Origin of the sequence: Erythrobacter sp. (assembly GCF_040217515.1) — a bacterium.
Taxonomy (GTDB): domain Bacteria; phylum Pseudomonadota; class Alphaproteobacteria; order Sphingomonadales; family Sphingomonadaceae; genus Erythrobacter.
The window spans coordinates 382,273-397,474 of record NZ_JAVJPT010000005.1 but is presented as its reverse complement, the minus strand read 5'-3'; the positions used below and the strand labels follow the sequence as shown (position 1 = coordinate 397,474).

The 15,202-nt window shown below is 66.4% G+C and carries 15 protein-coding genes; 13 read left to right on the top strand and 2 right to left on the bottom strand.

Annotation, left to right across the window (positions count from 1 at the left end; all coding sequences use genetic code 11):
- Nucleotides 1-8 precede the first annotated feature (8 nt).
- From purB to RIB52_RS07855, 9 genes are all read left to right on the top strand, one after another.
- Entirely contained in the window at nucleotides 9-1,319 is a 1,311-nt protein-coding gene (gene purB, locus RIB52_RS07895; protein WP_350174661.1) for an adenylosuccinate lyase, read from the top strand.
- Nucleotides 1,320-1,416: 97 nt separating this feature from the next.
- Nucleotides 1,417-1,821: a LapA family protein gene (locus RIB52_RS07890; RefSeq protein ID WP_350174659.1), complete on the top strand. Its 405-nt coding sequence runs from the start codon at nucleotides 1,417-1,419 to the stop codon at nucleotides 1,819-1,821.
- Entirely contained in the window at nucleotides 1,818-2,492 is a 675-nt protein-coding gene (gene pyrF, locus RIB52_RS07885; RefSeq protein ID WP_350174657.1) for an orotidine-5'-phosphate decarboxylase, read from the top strand. Before RIB52_RS07890 ends, pyrF begins: the two co-directional genes overlap by 4 nt.
- A 101-nt stretch (nucleotides 2,493-2,593) precedes the next feature.
- Nucleotides 2,594-2,968 (top strand): bleomycin resistance protein, encoded by a 375-nt coding sequence (locus tag RIB52_RS07880; RefSeq protein ID WP_350174655.1) that lies wholly within the window; start codon nucleotides 2,594-2,596, stop codon nucleotides 2,966-2,968.
- 10 nt (nucleotides 2,969-2,978) lie between these two features.
- Nucleotides 2,979-3,632: a phosphoribosylanthranilate isomerase gene (locus RIB52_RS07875; RefSeq protein ID WP_350174653.1), complete on the top strand. Its 654-nt coding sequence runs from the start codon at nucleotides 2,979-2,981 to the stop codon at nucleotides 3,630-3,632.
- Nucleotides 3,632-4,849: a tryptophan synthase subunit beta gene (gene trpB, locus RIB52_RS07870; protein WP_350174785.1), complete on the top strand. Its 1,218-nt coding sequence runs from the start codon at nucleotides 3,632-3,634 to the stop codon at nucleotides 4,847-4,849. Before RIB52_RS07875 ends, trpB begins: the two co-directional genes overlap by 1 nt.
- A 199-nt stretch (nucleotides 4,850-5,048) precedes the next feature.
- A complete protein-coding gene (trpA, locus tag RIB52_RS07865; RefSeq protein WP_350174651.1) occupies nucleotides 5,049-5,843 on the top strand; it encodes a tryptophan synthase subunit alpha in 795 nt (264 codons plus the stop codon).
- On the top strand, nucleotides 5,840-6,691 hold the full coding sequence (gene accD / locus RIB52_RS07860; RefSeq protein WP_350174649.1) for an acetyl-CoA carboxylase, carboxyltransferase subunit beta: 852 nt from the start codon (nucleotides 5,840-5,842) through the stop codon (nucleotides 6,689-6,691). The genes trpA and accD overlap by 4 nt, the downstream gene beginning before the upstream one ends.
- A gap of 7 nt (nucleotides 6,692-6,698) precedes the next feature.
- Nucleotides 6,699-7,994 carry a bifunctional folylpolyglutamate synthase/dihydrofolate synthase gene (locus RIB52_RS07855; protein WP_350174647.1) on the top strand — a complete coding sequence of 432 codons (1,296 nt, stop codon included), beginning with the start codon at nucleotides 6,699-6,701 and terminating at the stop codon, nucleotides 7,992-7,994.
- A 1-nt stretch (nucleotide 7,995) separates the two neighbouring features.
- Here RIB52_RS07855 and RIB52_RS07850 read toward each other — a convergent pair whose 3' ends face one another.
- Nucleotides 7,996-9,711 carry an AmpG family muropeptide MFS transporter gene (locus RIB52_RS07850; RefSeq protein ID WP_350174645.1) on the bottom strand — a complete coding sequence of 572 codons (1,716 nt, stop codon included), beginning with the start codon at nucleotides 9,709-9,711 and terminating at the stop codon, nucleotides 7,996-7,998.
- Between the two features lie 102 nt (nucleotides 9,712-9,813).
- Here RIB52_RS07850 and RIB52_RS07845 point away from each other — a divergent pair, with 102 nt between their 5' ends.
- From RIB52_RS07845 to rsmD, 3 genes are read left to right on the top strand one after another with little or no spacing between them, the layout of a single operon-like run.
- Nucleotides 9,814-10,986: an aromatic ring-hydroxylating oxygenase subunit alpha gene (locus tag RIB52_RS07845; protein WP_350174643.1), complete on the top strand. Its 1,173-nt coding sequence runs from the start codon at nucleotides 9,814-9,816 to the stop codon at nucleotides 10,984-10,986.
- 17 nt (nucleotides 10,987-11,003) lie between these two features.
- Nucleotides 11,004-11,783 carry a pseudouridine synthase gene (locus tag RIB52_RS07840; protein WP_350174641.1) on the top strand — a complete coding sequence of 260 codons (780 nt, stop codon included), beginning with the start codon at nucleotides 11,004-11,006 and terminating at the stop codon, nucleotides 11,781-11,783.
- Nucleotides 11,780-12,328, top strand: coding sequence for a 16S rRNA (guanine(966)-N(2))-methyltransferase RsmD (gene rsmD, locus RIB52_RS07835; RefSeq protein WP_350174639.1), 549 nt, complete (start codon nucleotides 11,780-11,782; stop codon nucleotides 12,326-12,328). Before RIB52_RS07840 ends, rsmD begins: the two co-directional genes overlap by 4 nt.
- A gap of 68 nt (nucleotides 12,329-12,396) precedes the next feature.
- Here rsmD and RIB52_RS07830 read toward each other — a convergent pair whose 3' ends face one another.
- On the bottom strand, nucleotides 12,397-12,681 hold the full coding sequence (locus tag RIB52_RS07830) for a hypothetical protein (protein ID WP_350174637.1): 285 nt from the start codon (nucleotides 12,679-12,681) through the stop codon (nucleotides 12,397-12,399).
- Between the two features lie 176 nt (nucleotides 12,682-12,857).
- On the opposite strand from RIB52_RS07830, the gene RIB52_RS07825 reads away from it, so the two are divergent.
- The gene (locus tag RIB52_RS07825; RefSeq protein ID WP_350174635.1) at nucleotides 12,858-15,164 is read left to right on the top strand and encodes a UvrD-helicase domain-containing protein; all 2,307 of its coding nucleotides are present in this window, start codon (nucleotides 12,858-12,860) and stop codon (nucleotides 15,162-15,164) included.
- Nucleotides 15,165-15,202: the final 38 nt, after the last annotated feature.

The window sequence follows — 15,202 nt, the reverse complement described above, 5'->3', positions numbered from 1 at the left end:
GCCCTGCGATGGTCCCCCGCTATGCCCGCCCCGCCATGACCGCCCTGTGGGAGCCGGAGGCGAAATACCGCATCTGGTTCGAGATCGAAGCCCATGCGACCGAAAAGCTGGGCGCGCTCGGCGTCGTGCCGGAATCGGCCGCGAAGGCGCTGTGGGACTGGTGGGCGACCGACCCCGAAATCGACGTCGCCGCGATCGACGCGATCGAGGCGGTAACCAAGCATGACGTGATCGCCTTCCTCACCTGGGTCGCCGAGCAGGTCGGCGAGGAAGCGCGGTTCATGCACCAGGGCATGACGTCGAGCGACGTTCTCGACACGACGCTTGCGGTGCAATTGGCGCGCGCCTCGGATATCCTGCTGGAAGATCTCGATGCGCTGCTCGCCGCGCTGAAACGGCGTGCGGAAGAGCACAAATACACCCCGACCATCGGCCGCAGCCACGGGATCCATGCCGAGCCTGTCACTTTCGGGCTGAAACTGGCCCAGGCCCATGCCGAATTCGACCGCTGCCGCGCCCGCCTCGTCGCCGCGCGGGCGGAAATCGCGACCTGCGCGATCTCGGGCGCGGTCGGGACTTTCGCCAATATCGACCCCGCGGTCGAGGCGCATGTCGCGGAGAAAATGGGCCTCTCGCCCGAACCCATCAGCACGCAGGTCATCCCGCGCGACCGGCACGCAATGTATTTCGCCACGCTCGCGGTGATCGCAGGATCGATCGAACGGCTCGCAGTGGAAATCCGCCACCTCCAGCGCACCGAAGTGCTCGAGGCGGAGGAATATTTCTCGCCCGGCCAGAAGGGGTCTTCCGCAATGCCGCACAAGCGCAATCCGGTCCTGACCGAAAATCTCACCGGCCAGGCGCGCATGATCCGCAGCTACGCCCTGCCCGCGCTCGAAAACGTGGCGCTGTGGCACGAACGCGACATCTCCCATTCCTCGGTCGAGCGGTTCATCGGGCCGGATGCGACGATCACGCTCGATTTCGCACTCGCGCGACTCACCGGTGTCGTCGACAAGCTGCTGGTCTATCCCGACCGCATGCAGCGCAATCTCGATGCGATGGGCGGGCTCGTCCACTCGCAGCGCGTCCTGCTGGCGCTGACGCAGGCGGGGGTGAGCCGCGAGGACGCCTATGCCATCGTCCAGCGCAATGCGATGAAAGTGTGGGAATCGTCGGGTGCGCTCTCCCTGCTCGACCTGCTCAAGGCCGACGAGCAGGTGACGGCGGCGCTGTCCGAAGCCGAGCTGGAGGAGAAGTTCGACCTCGATTACCACTTCCGCCACGTAGACACGATCTTCGCACGGGTCTTCGGCTAGGCTCTTTCGGCCGAACCGGGCGGCCGGGGGTGGACCTTGCCGCGCAATCGCCTAGGCTTTGCGATGCCGGACGCACCAGGGACAGGAGGAAAGCCCCATGCAGATCGTGAGAACCATCGCCTGGGTGCTGATCCTGTTCGCGATCCTCACCTTTTCGTTCTTCAACTGGAACCCGGTCGAGGTGACCTTGTGGGACAATCTCGTGCTCGAGACGAAAGTCCCCGCGCTTGTCATCATCGCCTTCCTGCTCGGGCTCGTGCCGATGTGGCTCTATCACCGCAGCGTGAAGTGGAGCCTGCACCGCCGCATCCGCAGCCTCGAGAACTCGATCAAGTCGAATGCGCTCTCGCGCCGGCATGAACCGGGCAAGGAGGACGACGGCACGCCCGCTCCCGCCCCGGCCTCCACGCCGGAAACCGTGGACAGCGAGGCGGCGAGCGGCGACACGCTGACCCCGGCGGGGCGCGATCCTGCCTCGGGAAAACCGGCGGAGGGAATGTGAGCAATCCGGTCTATCTCGCTCTCGACGTACCCCAGGTCGAACCGGCCAAGGCGCTGCTTTCGAGAGTGAAAGCGCATATCGGTGGGGTCAAGCTCGGCCTCGAATTCTTCTGCGCGCACGGAGCGCACGGAGTCCATGAGATCGCTCACATGGGCCTGCCGATCTTTCTCGACCTCAAATTCCACGACATCCCCAACACGGTCGCAGCCGCGATGCAGGCGATCCATGTCTACGAACCCGCCATCGTCACGGTTCACGCATCGGGCGGGCGAGCGATGATGGAGGATGCCAAGGCCGCGGCGGCCGAAGGCTGCAAGGTCGTGGGCGTGACCATGCTCACCAGCCTCGATACGAACGACCTTGCCAAGACCGGCATTTACGGCAGCGAGGAGACGCAGGTCATGCGCCTTGCCGAACTCGCGCACGAAGCCGGCCTCGACGGGATCGTGTGCTCGGGCCACGAGGTCGGCCGGGTGAGGAAGGCGTGGAAGGACGGCTTCTTCGTCGTGCCCGGCCTGCGCCTGCCGGGCAGCGGCACGGGCGACCAGAAACGCGTCGTCACCCCGCGCGCGGCGCGCGATGCGGGGGCGAGCGTGCTGGTGATCGGCCGCCCGATCAGCCGCGCCGAGGACCCCGTGGCAGCGGCGCGGGCGATCGAGGCGACGTTGTAGGCACCGCGCCGTGCATCGCCGGTCGAAAGCGATCCGGCGCCGGGCGAATCGAGCTGTAACCCGGTGCGGCGGTGGCTCAGTCCGGGCGATAGGAGATCTCCATGCCCGACTTCGCCACCCCCAACCTGCCCTCGCACGATTTCGACGCGACACGGGCCTTCTACGCCCAGTTCGGCTTCGAATGCGGCTATCGCGACGCAGGCTGGATGATCCTCCATCGTGGGCCGAAGGGCAGCCGCGCCGTGCTCGAATTCTTCCCGCACCCCGACCTGGTGCCCGAGGAGAGCTGGTTTTCGTGCTGCATCCGGCTCGACGACCTTGCGGCCATGGTCACCTTGCTCGAGGCGAGCGACGTGCCACGGGCGGGGAGGGGCATTCCGCGCTTCCATGCGCCGAAAACCGAAGCGAGCGGGCTGACGATCGCCTACATGGTCGATAAGGACGGAACGCTCATCCGCCTGATCGAGAACGACTGACGCTGTTTGCATGACCACCAATATCAAGATTTGCGGGCTTTCCACCCCTGAAACCGTCGCCGCCGCGGTGGAGGCGGGCGCGAGCCATGTCGGCTTCGTCCATTTCGAGCCGAGCCCGCGCCACGTCACCCTCGAACAGGCCGCCTCGCTGCGCGCGGACCTGCCTGCCGGGGTCAAAGCGGTGCTCCTGCTGGTGAACGCCGATATCGAGACGACCGCAAAAGCGATCGAGACGGTGCGGCCCGACGTGATCCAGTTTCACGGCAAGGAAACGCCCGAATGGATCGCCCTCGTGCGCGAAAAGACGGGGGTGGAGACATGGCGCGCGATCGGGGTAAGGAGCGCCGAGACGCTGGAAAAATCGGCGCGCTACAAAGGCGCGGTCGACCGCCTGCTGTTCGACGCGCCTCCGCCCGAGGCCGCGGGCGCGCTGCCCGGCGGCAATGGCGTGGGCTTCGACTGGACCTTGCTTGCACGCCACGATCACGCCGTGGCCTGGGGCCTCGCGGGCGGGCTCAACCCCGATAACGTCGCCGAGGCGATCCGCGCGACCGGCGCGCCGCTGGTCGATGCCTCCTCCGGCCTCGAAAGCGCGCCCGGGGTCAAGGACGTGGACAGAATCGCGGCCTTCTGCCACGCGGCGCGTTCAGCACGAGAGACATGATGAACGAAACCATTCCCAATTCCTTCCGCACGCTGCCCGACGAACGCGGCCATTTCGGCGATTATGGCGGGCGCTATGTCGCCGAAACGCTGATGCCGCTCGTGCTCGATCTGGAGCGGGAATACCGCGCCGCGCAGGCCGATCCGGAATTCGCCGCCGAATTCGACGACCTGATGAAACACTATGTCGGCCGCCCCTCCCCGCTCTATTTCGCCCAGCGCCTCACCGAAGCGCTTGGCGGGGCGCAGGTGTGGTTCAAGCGCGACGAGCTCAATCACACCGGCGCGCACAAGATCAACAATTGCATCGGCCAGATCCTGCTGGCGAAGCGCATGGGCAAGACCCGCATCATCGCCGAGACCGGCGCGGGCCAGCACGGGGTCGCGACCGCAACCGTGTGCGCGCGTTTCGGCCTGCCCTGCGTCATCTACATGGGCGCCGAGGACGTGCGGCGGCAATCGCCCAATGTCTTTCGCATGAAGCTGCTTGGCGCCGAAGTCGTCCCCGTCACCAGCGGTCGCGGGACGCTCAAGGACGCGATGAACGATGCCTTGCGCGACTGGGTCGCGAACGTCCACGACACCTTCTACATCATCGGCACCGCGGCCGGCCCGCATCCCTATCCGGAGATGGTGCGCAATTTCCAGAGCGTGATCGGGACCGAGGCCCGCGCGCAGATGCTCGAGCGGGTCGGGCGCCTGCCTGACCTCCTCGTTGCCTGCATCGGCGGCGGGTCGAACGCGCTTGGGTTGTTCCACCCCTTCCTCGACGATGCCGATGTGAAGATGCTCGGCGTCGAGGCGGCGGGCCACGGGCTCGACGGGGACGAACACGCCGCATCCCTGCTCGGCGGAGCGCCGGGCGTGCTGCACGGCAACAAGACCTACCTCCTGCAGGACGAGGACGGCCAGATCACCGAGGGCCACTCGATCAGCGCCGGCCTCGATTATCCCGGCATCGGGCCAGAACACGCCTGGCTCAAGGAATCGGGCCGCGTCGAATACACCGCCGTCACCGACGACGAGGCAATCGAAGGCTTCCAACTGCTCTGCCGTACCGAGGGGATCATTCCTGCGCTCGAGCCGAGCCACGCGATTTCGGCGGTGGCACAGCGCGCGAAACAGATGAACAAGGACGATATCATCCTGATGAATCTGTGCGGACGCGGCGACAAGGACATCTTCACCGTGGCCGAGAAGCTGGGAGTGGAGATGTGAGACGCCGACTTTCAATGATCGCAATTCGGGTAGCGCTCGCCATCCCCGCCGCCCTTATCGCTGTTCAGTTCCTTGCGTTTACCGCTATCGAGCCACGCAGTTTGGTCTGGACTGGCATCATCGGAGCAAGCGCGGGTGTCGCTGCCAGCTTCGCGGATACCCTGTTTCGCGCTTTCGCGCCTGAGACCAAAATTCTGAAATGACCCGCCTCTCCAACGCCTTCTCCAAGCCCCACCCCGCCTTCGTCGCCTTCATCACCGCTGGCGATGGCGACACCGCGGCCAATCTCGACGCGCTCGCGCGCGGGGGCGCGGACGTGATCGAGCTGGGGATGCCCTTCACCGATCCCATGGCCGACGGCCCCGCGATCCAGAACGCCAACCTGCGCTCGCTGGGCGCGGGGACCACGAGTGCCGACGTGCTGCGCATCGCCGCCGAGTTCCGCGAGCGGCATCCCGACATCCCGCTTGTCCTGATGGGCTATGCCAATCCGATGATCCGGCGCGGGCCGGAATGGTTCGCGGACCAGTGCGAAAAGGCAGGCGTGGACGGGGTCATCTGCGTCGACATCCCGCCCGAAGAGGACGAGGCGCTCGGCCCCGCCCTGCGCGAACGGGGCATCGCGCCCATCCGCCTTGCCACGCCGACGACCGATGCAGCGCGCCTGCCGGCGGTGATCGCAGGCAGCGAAGGCTTCATCTATTACGTCTCGGTCGCGGGCATCACCGGCAAGCAACAGGCCCAGATCGAAAGCATCGAGGCCAATGTCGAGCGGATCAAGCAGTCCACCGACCTGCCCGTCGCGGTCGGATTCGGCGTGAGGACGCCCGAGCAGGCCGCCGAAATCGCCCGGGTCGCCGACGGGGTCGTTGTCGGCTCGGCCTTCGTCGATCTGGTCGGCGAATTTGGCAAGGAGGCGCCGAAGCGGCTAGAAGAGCTGACTTCGGCAATGGTGGGCGCGATCAAATCCGCGCGCGAGAGGCAAGAAACATGAGCTGGTTCACCCGCGTCCGCAATTCGCTTGGCTTTTCCGCCGAGAAGAAGAGCACCGAGAAGGATCTGTGGATCAAGTGCTCCAACTGCCAGGAAATGCTCTTTGTCGCCGAGTATGAGGAGAACCTGAAAGTCTGCCCCCGCTGCGACCATCACGGCCGGATCGGCGCGGATGCGCGACTGCGCCTGCTGCTCGACGAGGGATACGAGCTCCTGCCCCTGCCGAAGGTCACGGAGGACCCGCTCAAATTCCGCGATTCGAAGAAATACACCGACCGGCTGAAGGCCGCACGCGCGGCGAACCCGCATGACGACGCCTTCGTCGTCGGCTCCGGCGCGATCGAGGAACGGCCCGCCGTCGTCGGTGTGCAGGATTTCTCCTTCATGGGCGGATCGATGGGCATGGCGGTGGGCCAGGCTTTCATCAATGGCGCGCAAAAGGCGCTCGATCGCGGCTGCGCCTATGTCGTCGTGACGGCAGCGGGCGGCGCACGGATGCAGGAGGGGATCCTCAGCCTCATGCAGATGCCGCGCGCGACCGTGATGACGCGCAGGCTGAAGCAGGCGGGGCTGCCTTATATCGTCGTCCTCACCGATCCGACGACCGGCGGCGTCACCGCGAGCTATGCCATGCTCGGCGACGTGCAGATCGCAGAGCCCGGCGCGCTGATCGGCTTTGCCGGCCAGCGGGTGATCCAGGACACGATCCGCGAACAATTGCCCGAAGGATTCCAGCGCGCCGAATATCTCCTGAAGCACGGCATGGTCGACATGGTGGTGCCTCGCCGCGACCTGAAGGCGCAGCTGGCGACCGTACTCGATTACCTCCAGCCGGTGAAAGCGGCGTAGCGCGCCCATGCTCGATTTCGGGCGGTCCGACGATCCGCGCGTCCAGGCTCAACTCGACCGTCTCTCGGCGCTGAGCGTCCCGCAGGGGCGGTTGGGGCTCGACACGATCCGCGCGCTTATGGAGCGGCTCGGCAACCCGCACCGCGCCCTGCCGCCGGTGTTCCATGTCGCCGGGACCAATGGCAAGGGTTCGGTCTGCGCGTTGCTGCGCGCGATGCTGGAGGCGCAAGGTTACCGCGTCCACGTCACCACCAGCCCCCACCTCGTGCGCTACAACGAGCGCATCCGGCTGGCCGGGGAATTGATCGGGGATGGCATGCTGGCCGACCTGCTCGAAGAAGTGCTGGATGCGGGCGAGGATCTCCACCCCAGCTTCTTCGAGGTCACCATCGCCGCCGCCTTCACCGCCTTTTCGCGCGTCCCCGCCGATGCCTGCGTTGTCGAGGTCGGCATGGGCGGGCGCTTCGATGCGACCAACGTGCTGGAGCCCGATGCGCTTGCCGCCTGCGGAATAGCGGCGCTGGGGCTCGACCATGAGAAGTTCCTCCTCGCCCCCGAGGAAGGCACGCCGGAAGAGCCCATGGCGCGGATCGGGTTCGAGAAGGCGGGGATTGCCAAGGCGGGAGTGCCGCTGGTGACGCTGGCCCATGGTCCGCAACCCACAGGCACGGTCGCCGCGCAGGCGCAGCGTTTCGGGGCGCCGCTGGTGTCGCAGGGCGAAAAGTGGGAGGCGCGCGCAGAAGGCGGGCGGCTGGCATATCGCGATACGGCGGGGACGCTCGACCTGCCGCTTCCCGCGCTCCCCGGCGCGCACCAGGTCGATAATGCAGGGCTGGCCGTCGCCATGCTGCGCCATCAGGGGCGTCTCGCGGTGTCGGCGGAGGCGATGGCCGCAGGGCTGCGCACCGCCAGATGGCCCGCACGGCTGCAAAGGCTTGGCCCCGGGCCGCTCACGAACGGGCGCGAGACATGGCTCGACGGCGGCCACAACCCGAGCGCCGGGGCGATGCTGGCCGCGCATTTCGCCGGGGCCAGCGTGCACCTCGTCCTCGGAATGCTGGCGAACAAGAATCCCCGCGCGCTCATAGAGCCGCTAATGGACAGCATCGCCTCGCTCACCGTTGTCCCGGTGCCGGGGCACGAGGCGCATCCGCCGCAGGCTTTCGGCGAGGACGCGAAGGCCGCCGCCGACCTCGCCGATGCACTCGCCGCGATCCCCGGTGACGGCCTGCCGGTGCTGATTGCCGGATCGCTCTACCTCGCGGGCGAAGCCCTGCGCCTCAACGACGAACTCCCCGACTGAGCTATTCCGCCGGCTGCACCTCGGGCGTGACCACCCCGCTTTCACGCCCGGCCCGCGCCTGCCGCCACCATTCGGCCACGCACAGCACCACCGCGACCAGCCCGATGAAGGTCGTCAGCACGAAAACGTCGAAATAGCCGCGCTCCTCGATCATCTCGCCCAGCGCCCCGCGTCCCAGAGTGCCCACCAGCAGGGTGAGCGAGGACAGCAGCGCGTACTGCACCGCACTGTATCGCTTGCTCACGATCGAGGAGAGATAGGCGACGAAGGCCGCCCCGGCGATGCCGATGGCGAGATTCTCGAAGAAGATCGTGAAGGTCAGCTTGGCAAGGCTCGCGCTGCCGATCGCGGGAACCTGCGAAATCGCCCAGGTGAAGCCGACCGCATCGCTCACCGCCTGCATGTTCGCCCCGCCCACGGCGAGATCGGCATAGAGCAGGTTGGTGAGCGCGGCGAGCAGCGCGCCGATCGTCAGCGTCGCCATGCGCCCGATCAGCGTCAGCAGGAAACCGCCGAGGGCAAGCCCTGCAAGGATCGCGAAAACGCCGAAGAATTTCGAGGCGAAGGCGACCTCGTCGTTCGAATATTCGAGCTCGCCGAGATAGAAGGGATAGGCGAAAGTCCCCCAGATCTGGTCGCAGATGCGATAGGTCAGCACCAGCGCGAGGATCAGCACGAGGCTCCACCCCATCCGCCCGACGAATTCGACCAGCGGCAGGACGAGCGCCCGGTAGAGGTGGTCCATCACGAAACCCGCCCCTTGCGAAGGCGGCTCGTCGCGGCTGAGCAGGTTCGTCCCGTCACGCTTCTGCGCCGCCAGCCAGCCCGCGATCAGAGCGGGAATGACCACGGTCGCCACGATGATCCACGGCCCGAAATTGAGCGTGAACTCGGTCGGGTTCGGGCGCTCCTCCGGCGGGAAGGCGAGCGACATGACCATGAAAGTGACCACCACCGCGATTGCGCCTGCCCATAACAGCGCGACAACGGACAGCGCCCGGGCGCGGATTTCGGGGCGCAGCTCGCCCGCCTTGCGCAGCGCGAGCAATTGCTCGTCGGCCTCTTCGTCGACCTCGCCCTTGCCCGAGCGCGTATCGGGCGCGAACAGGCCGAGCGTGCCGATGCCGAGCAGGATCGCCCCCATCAGGGCATAGGTTTCCGGCCAGCCGATCCGCGCCGCGATGATCAGGCCGAACGCCCCGCCGACCAGCGCGGCGAGACGATAGCCCATCTGGTAAACGGTCGACAGGATGTCGAGCGTCGCCTTTTCGTCCGCCACGTCGATGCGCCAGGCATTGATCGCGATGTCCTGCGTCGCGCTGGCGAAGGCGCCGATCCCGGCAAGCAGCGAGAACCAGCCGAGCTGCGTCTTGGGCTCGAGCAGCGACAGGGTCACGAGGATCGCACCGAGCAGGATCTGCGCCGGGACCATCCACTGCTTGCGCCGCCCGAGGCGGTGGAGCCCTGCGATATTGACCTTGTCGATCAGGGGCGACCACAGGAACTGGAAGGCATAGGCCAGCCCAATGAGCGAAAACACGCCCATCGTCTCAAGATCGACCTCGACCTCGGAAAGCCAGGCGTAAAGCGTGCCCAGGAACAGCGCGAAAGGCAGGCCGCTGGCAAAGCCGAACAGCGCCATATAGCCGGTCTTGCGCTGCCCCATCGATCGCAGGACCTCGCCCCAGCCCGGTTTTTCGCCTTTCGCTTCAGCCATTTGCTCTCATCTCGCGTGTCGCCGTGCTTGTCGTGCCGGTCATTCTCCTGCACCATGGAGAGGGCATAGAGAAAACAGGCGCCGAGGGATAGGAACACCGTCATGAACACGCGCACAACCATGTCGAGCGATGCGGCTCCCGCAAAACGTCCCACCGAAGGCCAGCTTGCGCTCGCCGAGGCGATCCGTGGTGGCAAGGGGCGCACGGCCGCAGCTATCGGGCGCGTGCCGGCGAGCAAATACACCTCGCCCGATCACTTCGCCCGCGAAAAGGCGGCGCTGTTCGACCGGATGCCGCAGGTCCTGTGCCCTTCGGCGCTGCTGCCCGATCCGGGCATGGCCGTGCCCCACGATCCGACCGGGCGCCCGCTGCTGATCACGCGCGATGCGGACGGCGCGGCGCATGTCTTTCTCAATGTCTGCCGCCACCGCGGCACGCGGCTGGTCGAGGGTGAGGAAGCGGTCTGCGCCAAGCGTCTCGTATGCCCCTATCACGCCTGGACCTACCGCCTCGATGGCAAGCTGCTCGCCCTGCCCCGCCCCGAGACCTTTCCCGGCCTCGACAAGGGCGAATACGGCCTCGTCGAAGTGCCGAGCGTGGAAGCGGGCGGCCTCATCTGGTTCGCGCCGCAGGAAGGCGCGGACTTTTCCCATGCGCAGGAACTGGGCGAGGATTTCGCCGCGCTGGGCATGCCGGAAAGCCACCTTTTCCGGCGCAGGACGCATGAGGTGAAAGGCAACTGGAAGCTCATCATGGATGCCTTTCTCGAAAGCTACCATGTCACCCGCCTGCACGCGAATACGATCGGGCCGTTCTTCAAGGACGGGATCACCAGCGGCGACTGCGTCGGGCCGCACCAGCGATCGGCCGTCGGGCGGCTGGAGGAGATGGAAGGACTCGACCTCACCGACATGGCCGAGCTTCGCCGCGTGGTGACGTTTGCCTATCAGCTCATGCCTGCGACTATCATCGTGCCGAGCCCCGATTACGTGAACGTCATGGTCCTCATGCCGCAGGCGCATGACTTGACCTTGGTCGAGGATTTCATGCTGATTCCCGAGCCTCCGGCGACGGACAAGGCGCGCGATCACTGGGAACGCAGCTGGGCGCTGCTCGACGGGGGCGTGTTCGCCGCGGAAGATTTCCGCGCCGCCGAGCTCGGCCAGCAAGGGCTGGAGACGGGCGCAGTGCCCGAACTCACTCTCGGCACGCTCGAAGGCGGGATCGTGCGTTTCGACGAATTGGTGAGCGAAGCGTTGCGCGCCGCGAACTGAGCGCCTAGCGCCCCGCCATGCCGACCAAGCCACCCCGCAAGGACGACCGCCCCGAAGGCGACCGTATCGCCAAGGCGCTCGCCCGCGCAGGGATTGCCAGCCGCCGCGAGGTCGAACGGATGATCGCCGACGGCCGCGTGACGATAGACGGCAAGCCGGTGGAAAGCCCCGCGACCTTCCTGACCAGTCTCAAGGGCGTCGCCGTCGATGGCAGGCCCGTCGCCGCCCCCGAACCCGCCCAGCTTTTCGCCTTTCACAAGCCGACCGGCCTCATCACCGCCGAACGCGATCCGGGCGGCCGCTCGACGATCTACGATGCGCTGGTCAATGCGCTGCCCAGGGATGCGCCGCGGGTGATGCCGGTGGGCCGGCTCGACATCAACACCGAAGGCCTGCTGCTGCTAACCAATGACGGCGAGCTCAAACGGCAGATGGAACTGCCCTCTTCTGCCATCCCGCGCACCTACCGTGCGCGCGCTTTCGGGGACGTGACGCAGGCCCAGCTCGACGACCTGATCGAAGGGGTCGAAATCGACGGGATGCAGTACGGGTCGATCGATGCCAATCTGGAACGCGGTTCGGGTCGGAACATCTGGGTCGAGATGACCATCACCGAAGGCAAGAACCGCGAAGTGCGCCGGGTGCTCGAATGGCTGGGACTCAAGGTCAATCGCCTGATCCGCACCGCCTATGGCCCCTTCGAACTGGGCGATCTGCCGCGCGGGGCCGCCGCTCGCATCCGCAAGCAGGATCTCGGCCGGTTCATGAGCACGCTGAAGAAAGGCGCGCGCAAGTGAGGATCATCGCGGGCGAATGGCGCGGGCGGCGGATCGACGCACCCCGGGGCGAGGCGACTCGTCCCACCGCCGACCGCACGCGCGAGACCTTGTTCAACATGCTCACCAGCCGGCTCGGCACGTTCGATGGGCTGCGCGTGGCCGACCTGTTCGCAGGTTCCGGCGCGCTGGGGCTGGAGGCCTTGTCCCGCGGCGCGGCGCATTGCCTGTTCGTCGAACAGGACCGCGGCGCACTCGATACGCTGCGCGCCAATATCGCGAGCCTCGATGCGGGTGCGCGGGCGAGCGTCGAGGCGGGATCGGTCATGGGCCTGCGCGCGGCGCGCGAGGCGCCCGACCTGATCCTGCTCGATCCGCCCTATGGCACGGGCGCGGGCGTGGTCGCGCTTGACCGGATGCTGCGGCTGGGCTGGATCGGAGCGGGAACGTGGGTCGCGCTCGAGACGGGCAAGGCGGAGGATGTGGGCGTGAAGGGCCTCGCGGTCGAGACCGAGCGCCGGATCGGCAAGGGCAAGGGCAAGCTCACGCTGATGATTCCAGCATGAAAAAGGGCAGCGCATGAAAAAGGGCGGCGCTTGGAGGCCGCCCGTTTCGGTGATGATGTCGCTGCGTCTTAGCTGCGGCGATTCTCGGGAAAGTCCATCGCGGGATAATCGCCCCAGTTGAGGCCGGCAGCGCGCGGCTGGATGCAGCCGTCCTGCGATTCGCGCATGCACACGTCGTAGATTTCGCCCTCGACGCGGACATGGGTCACCTTGCCGCGATCATTGCGCTCGACGATTTCGGGAGTCTGCGCCTTCCAGTCGGCGCGATCGGTCATGTGATCGTCGGCCATGGCGGGCGCGGCAAGTCCGAGCGACAGGGTCGCTGCGGCGGTGATGGTGAGAATATTCCTCATGATGTTTCAGGTCCTCCATTGCTTTGCTTTACACCGAATCAATGGAGACCCCGGGGGTGCGGTTCCGAATTGGCACGGTTCCACCGCCCGCCCCGGATACCCGGGGAACCGTCGAAAACCCTGCGCACCGGGTTGCGGCCCGCGCGCTCGTTCCCTACCTGTTCGCAAGGGACACCATGACCGACACCAGCCCCCTTCCCGCCGATCCGAACGGCGCCGTGCCGCCCTATGCCGCGCGGCTGAACCCGCCCCAACGCGAAGCGGTGCTGACCACCGAAGGGCCGGTGCTGATGCTGGCCGGCGCGGGCACGGGCAAGACCGCCGCGCTCACCGCCCGGCTCGCCCATCTCGTCGCCACGCGCCGCGCCTACCCGTCGCAGATCCTGTGCGTCACCTTCACCAACAAGGCGGCCCGGGAGATGAGGGAACGCGTCGGCGAATTGCTGGGACAGGGGGCGGAAGGCATGCCGTGGCTCGGCACGTTCCATTCGATCTGCGCAAAGATGCTGCGCCGCCATGCCGAGCTGGTCGGGCTGGAATCGAATTACACGATCATCGACACCGACGACCAGATCCGCCTGCTCAAACAGCTGATCGCCGACAACGACCTCGATGAAAAACGCTGGCCCGCCCGCCAGCTGGCGGGCCTGATCGACCGCTGGAAGAACCGCGGGCTGAACCCCGACGATCTCGATGCGGCGGAGAGCGAGGCCTATGCCAACGGGCGCGGACAGGTGCTCTACCGCGCCTATCAGGAACGGCTGAAAGCATTGAATGCCTGCGATTTCGGCGATTTGATGCTGCACGTCCTCAACATCTTTCGCGCCCACCATGACGTGCTTGCCGAATACCAGCAGCGCTTCCGCTATATCCTCGTCGACGAATACCAGGACACCAATGCGGTCCAGTATCTCTGGCTGCGGCTGCTCGCGCAAAGCCACAAGAATATCTGCGTGGTGGGCGACGATGACCAGTCGATCTATTCCTGGCGCGGGGCCGAGGTCGCCAATATCCTTCGGTTTGAAAAGGATTTTCCCGGCGCGCACGTGGTCAAGCTGGAACAGAATTACCGTTCGACCCCGCATATCCTCGGCGCGGCATCGGGGCTGATCCGCGCCAACAGCGAACGCCACGACAAGACGCTGTGGACCGAAGCCAATGGCGGCGACAAGGTCCGCGTGATCGGCGTGTGGGACGCGCCCGAGGAAGCGCGGCGCGTGGGCGAGGAGATCGAACGGCTCGAAGGCGAAGGCGCGCCATTGGACCGGGTCGCGATCCTCGTGCGCGCGCAGTACCAGACCCGCGAATTCGAGGACCGCTTCATCCAGATCGGGGTCAATTACCGGATCATCGGCGGCTTCCGCTTTTACGAGCGCGCCGAAATCCGCGATGCTCTCGCCTATTTGCGCGTCATCGCGCAGCCGCAGGACGATCTCGCCTTCGAACGCATCTACAACCAGCCCAAGCGCGGGCTTGGTGCAAAGACGCTGGAAAAGATGCACCAACATGCGCGGCGCGTCGGCCTGCCGCTGGCCGCCGCCTCGCTGCAACTGGCCGACAGCGACGAATTGCCCAAGCGCGCGGCGAACACCATAGGCTCGCTGATGCGCTCCTTCCTCAGCTGGCGCGAAGCGGCGGAGCAGATGACCCCGGCGGACCTCCTGCGCATGGTGCTGGAAGAATCGGGTTACAACGCGATGCTTTCCGCCGATCGCTCGGCCGAAAGCGCCGGACGTGCGGAAAACCTCACCGAACTCGCCCGCGCGATGGAGGAATACGAGACGCTCGGCGATTTCCTCGAACACGTCTCCCTCGTCATGGACAATGACAAGGGCGATGCCGAGGAAACGGTGACGATCATGACGATCCACGCCGCCAAGGGGCTCGAATTCGACCATGTCTTCTGCGTCGGCTGGGAGGAAGGCGTGTTCCCCTCGCAGCGCGCGCTCGACGAGGGCGGGCTCGCCTCACTGGAGGAGGAGCGCCGCCTCGCCTATGTCGCGATCACCCGCGCGCGGCGGCAGGCGATGATCCTCCACGCCGCCAATCGGCGCATTTACGGCCAGTGGACAAGCTCCATCCCCTCACGCTTCATCGAGGAATTGCCCGAAGATCATATCGAGCAGGAGACCACCCTCACCGGCGGGGCGAGCCTGTGGCGCGCGAACTGGAGCGAGAACGAAGACCCCTTCGCCCACGTTGCCCGCGACCGGCCCGATCGCGCCCAGGCCCGCGGCCCCGGCTGGCAGCGCGCGATCGCCTCCGGCTATGAGACGAAACAGCAGCGTATCCGGGAAACCGGGCGTTCGGCGGCAAGCTTTGCCGGCGAGGGTCGCAGCGACATTGCCATCGGCGCGATGGTCCACCACGCAAAGTTCGGCACAGGCTGCGTGATCGACCAGGAAGGCAACAAGCTGACGATCAATTTCGAAAACGCGGGCGAAAAGCGCGTGATCGACAGTTTCGTGACCGTGGTGGGCTGACGCAGCGCCTCATGCCCCCCTTTTGGCAGCGGCAAAGC

What these genes read in the sequence shown, in the direction of transcription:
- purB (WP_350174661.1), top strand. Translation starts at nt 9, where the DNA reads ATGGTCCCCCGCTATGCCCGCCCCGCCATGACCGCCCTGTGGGAGCCG.
- RIB52_RS07890 (WP_350174659.1), top strand. Translation starts at nt 1,417, where the DNA reads ATGCAGATCGTGAGAACCATCGCCTGGGTGCTGATCCTGTTCGCGATC.
- RIB52_RS07880 (WP_350174655.1), top strand. Translation starts at nt 2,594, where the DNA reads ATGCCCGACTTCGCCACCCCCAACCTGCCCTCGCACGATTTCGACGCG.
- RIB52_RS07875 (WP_350174653.1), top strand. Translation starts at nt 2,979, where the DNA reads ATGACCACCAATATCAAGATTTGCGGGCTTTCCACCCCTGAAACCGTC.
- trpB (WP_350174785.1), top strand. Translation starts at nt 3,632, where the DNA reads ATGAACGAAACCATTCCCAATTCCTTCCGCACGCTGCCCGACGAACGC.
- trpA (WP_350174651.1), top strand. Translation starts at nt 5,049, where the DNA reads ATGACCCGCCTCTCCAACGCCTTCTCCAAGCCCCACCCCGCCTTCGTC.
- accD (WP_350174649.1), top strand. Translation starts at nt 5,840, where the DNA reads ATGAGCTGGTTCACCCGCGTCCGCAATTCGCTTGGCTTTTCCGCCGAG.
- RIB52_RS07855 (WP_350174647.1), top strand. Translation starts at nt 6,699, where the DNA reads ATGCTCGATTTCGGGCGGTCCGACGATCCGCGCGTCCAGGCTCAACTC.
- RIB52_RS07850 (WP_350174645.1), bottom strand. Translation starts at nt 9,711, where the DNA reads ATGGCTGAAGCGAAAGGCGAAAAACCGGGCTGGGGCGAGGTCCTGCGA.
- RIB52_RS07845 (WP_350174643.1), top strand. Translation starts at nt 9,814, where the DNA reads ATGAACACGCGCACAACCATGTCGAGCGATGCGGCTCCCGCAAAACGT.
- RIB52_RS07840 (WP_350174641.1), top strand. Translation starts at nt 11,004, where the DNA reads ATGCCGACCAAGCCACCCCGCAAGGACGACCGCCCCGAAGGCGACCGT.
- RIB52_RS07830 (WP_350174637.1), bottom strand. Translation starts at nt 12,681, where the DNA reads ATGAGGAATATTCTCACCATCACCGCCGCAGCGACCCTGTCGCTCGGA.
- RIB52_RS07825 (WP_350174635.1), top strand. Translation starts at nt 12,858, where the DNA reads ATGACCGACACCAGCCCCCTTCCCGCCGATCCGAACGGCGCCGTGCCG.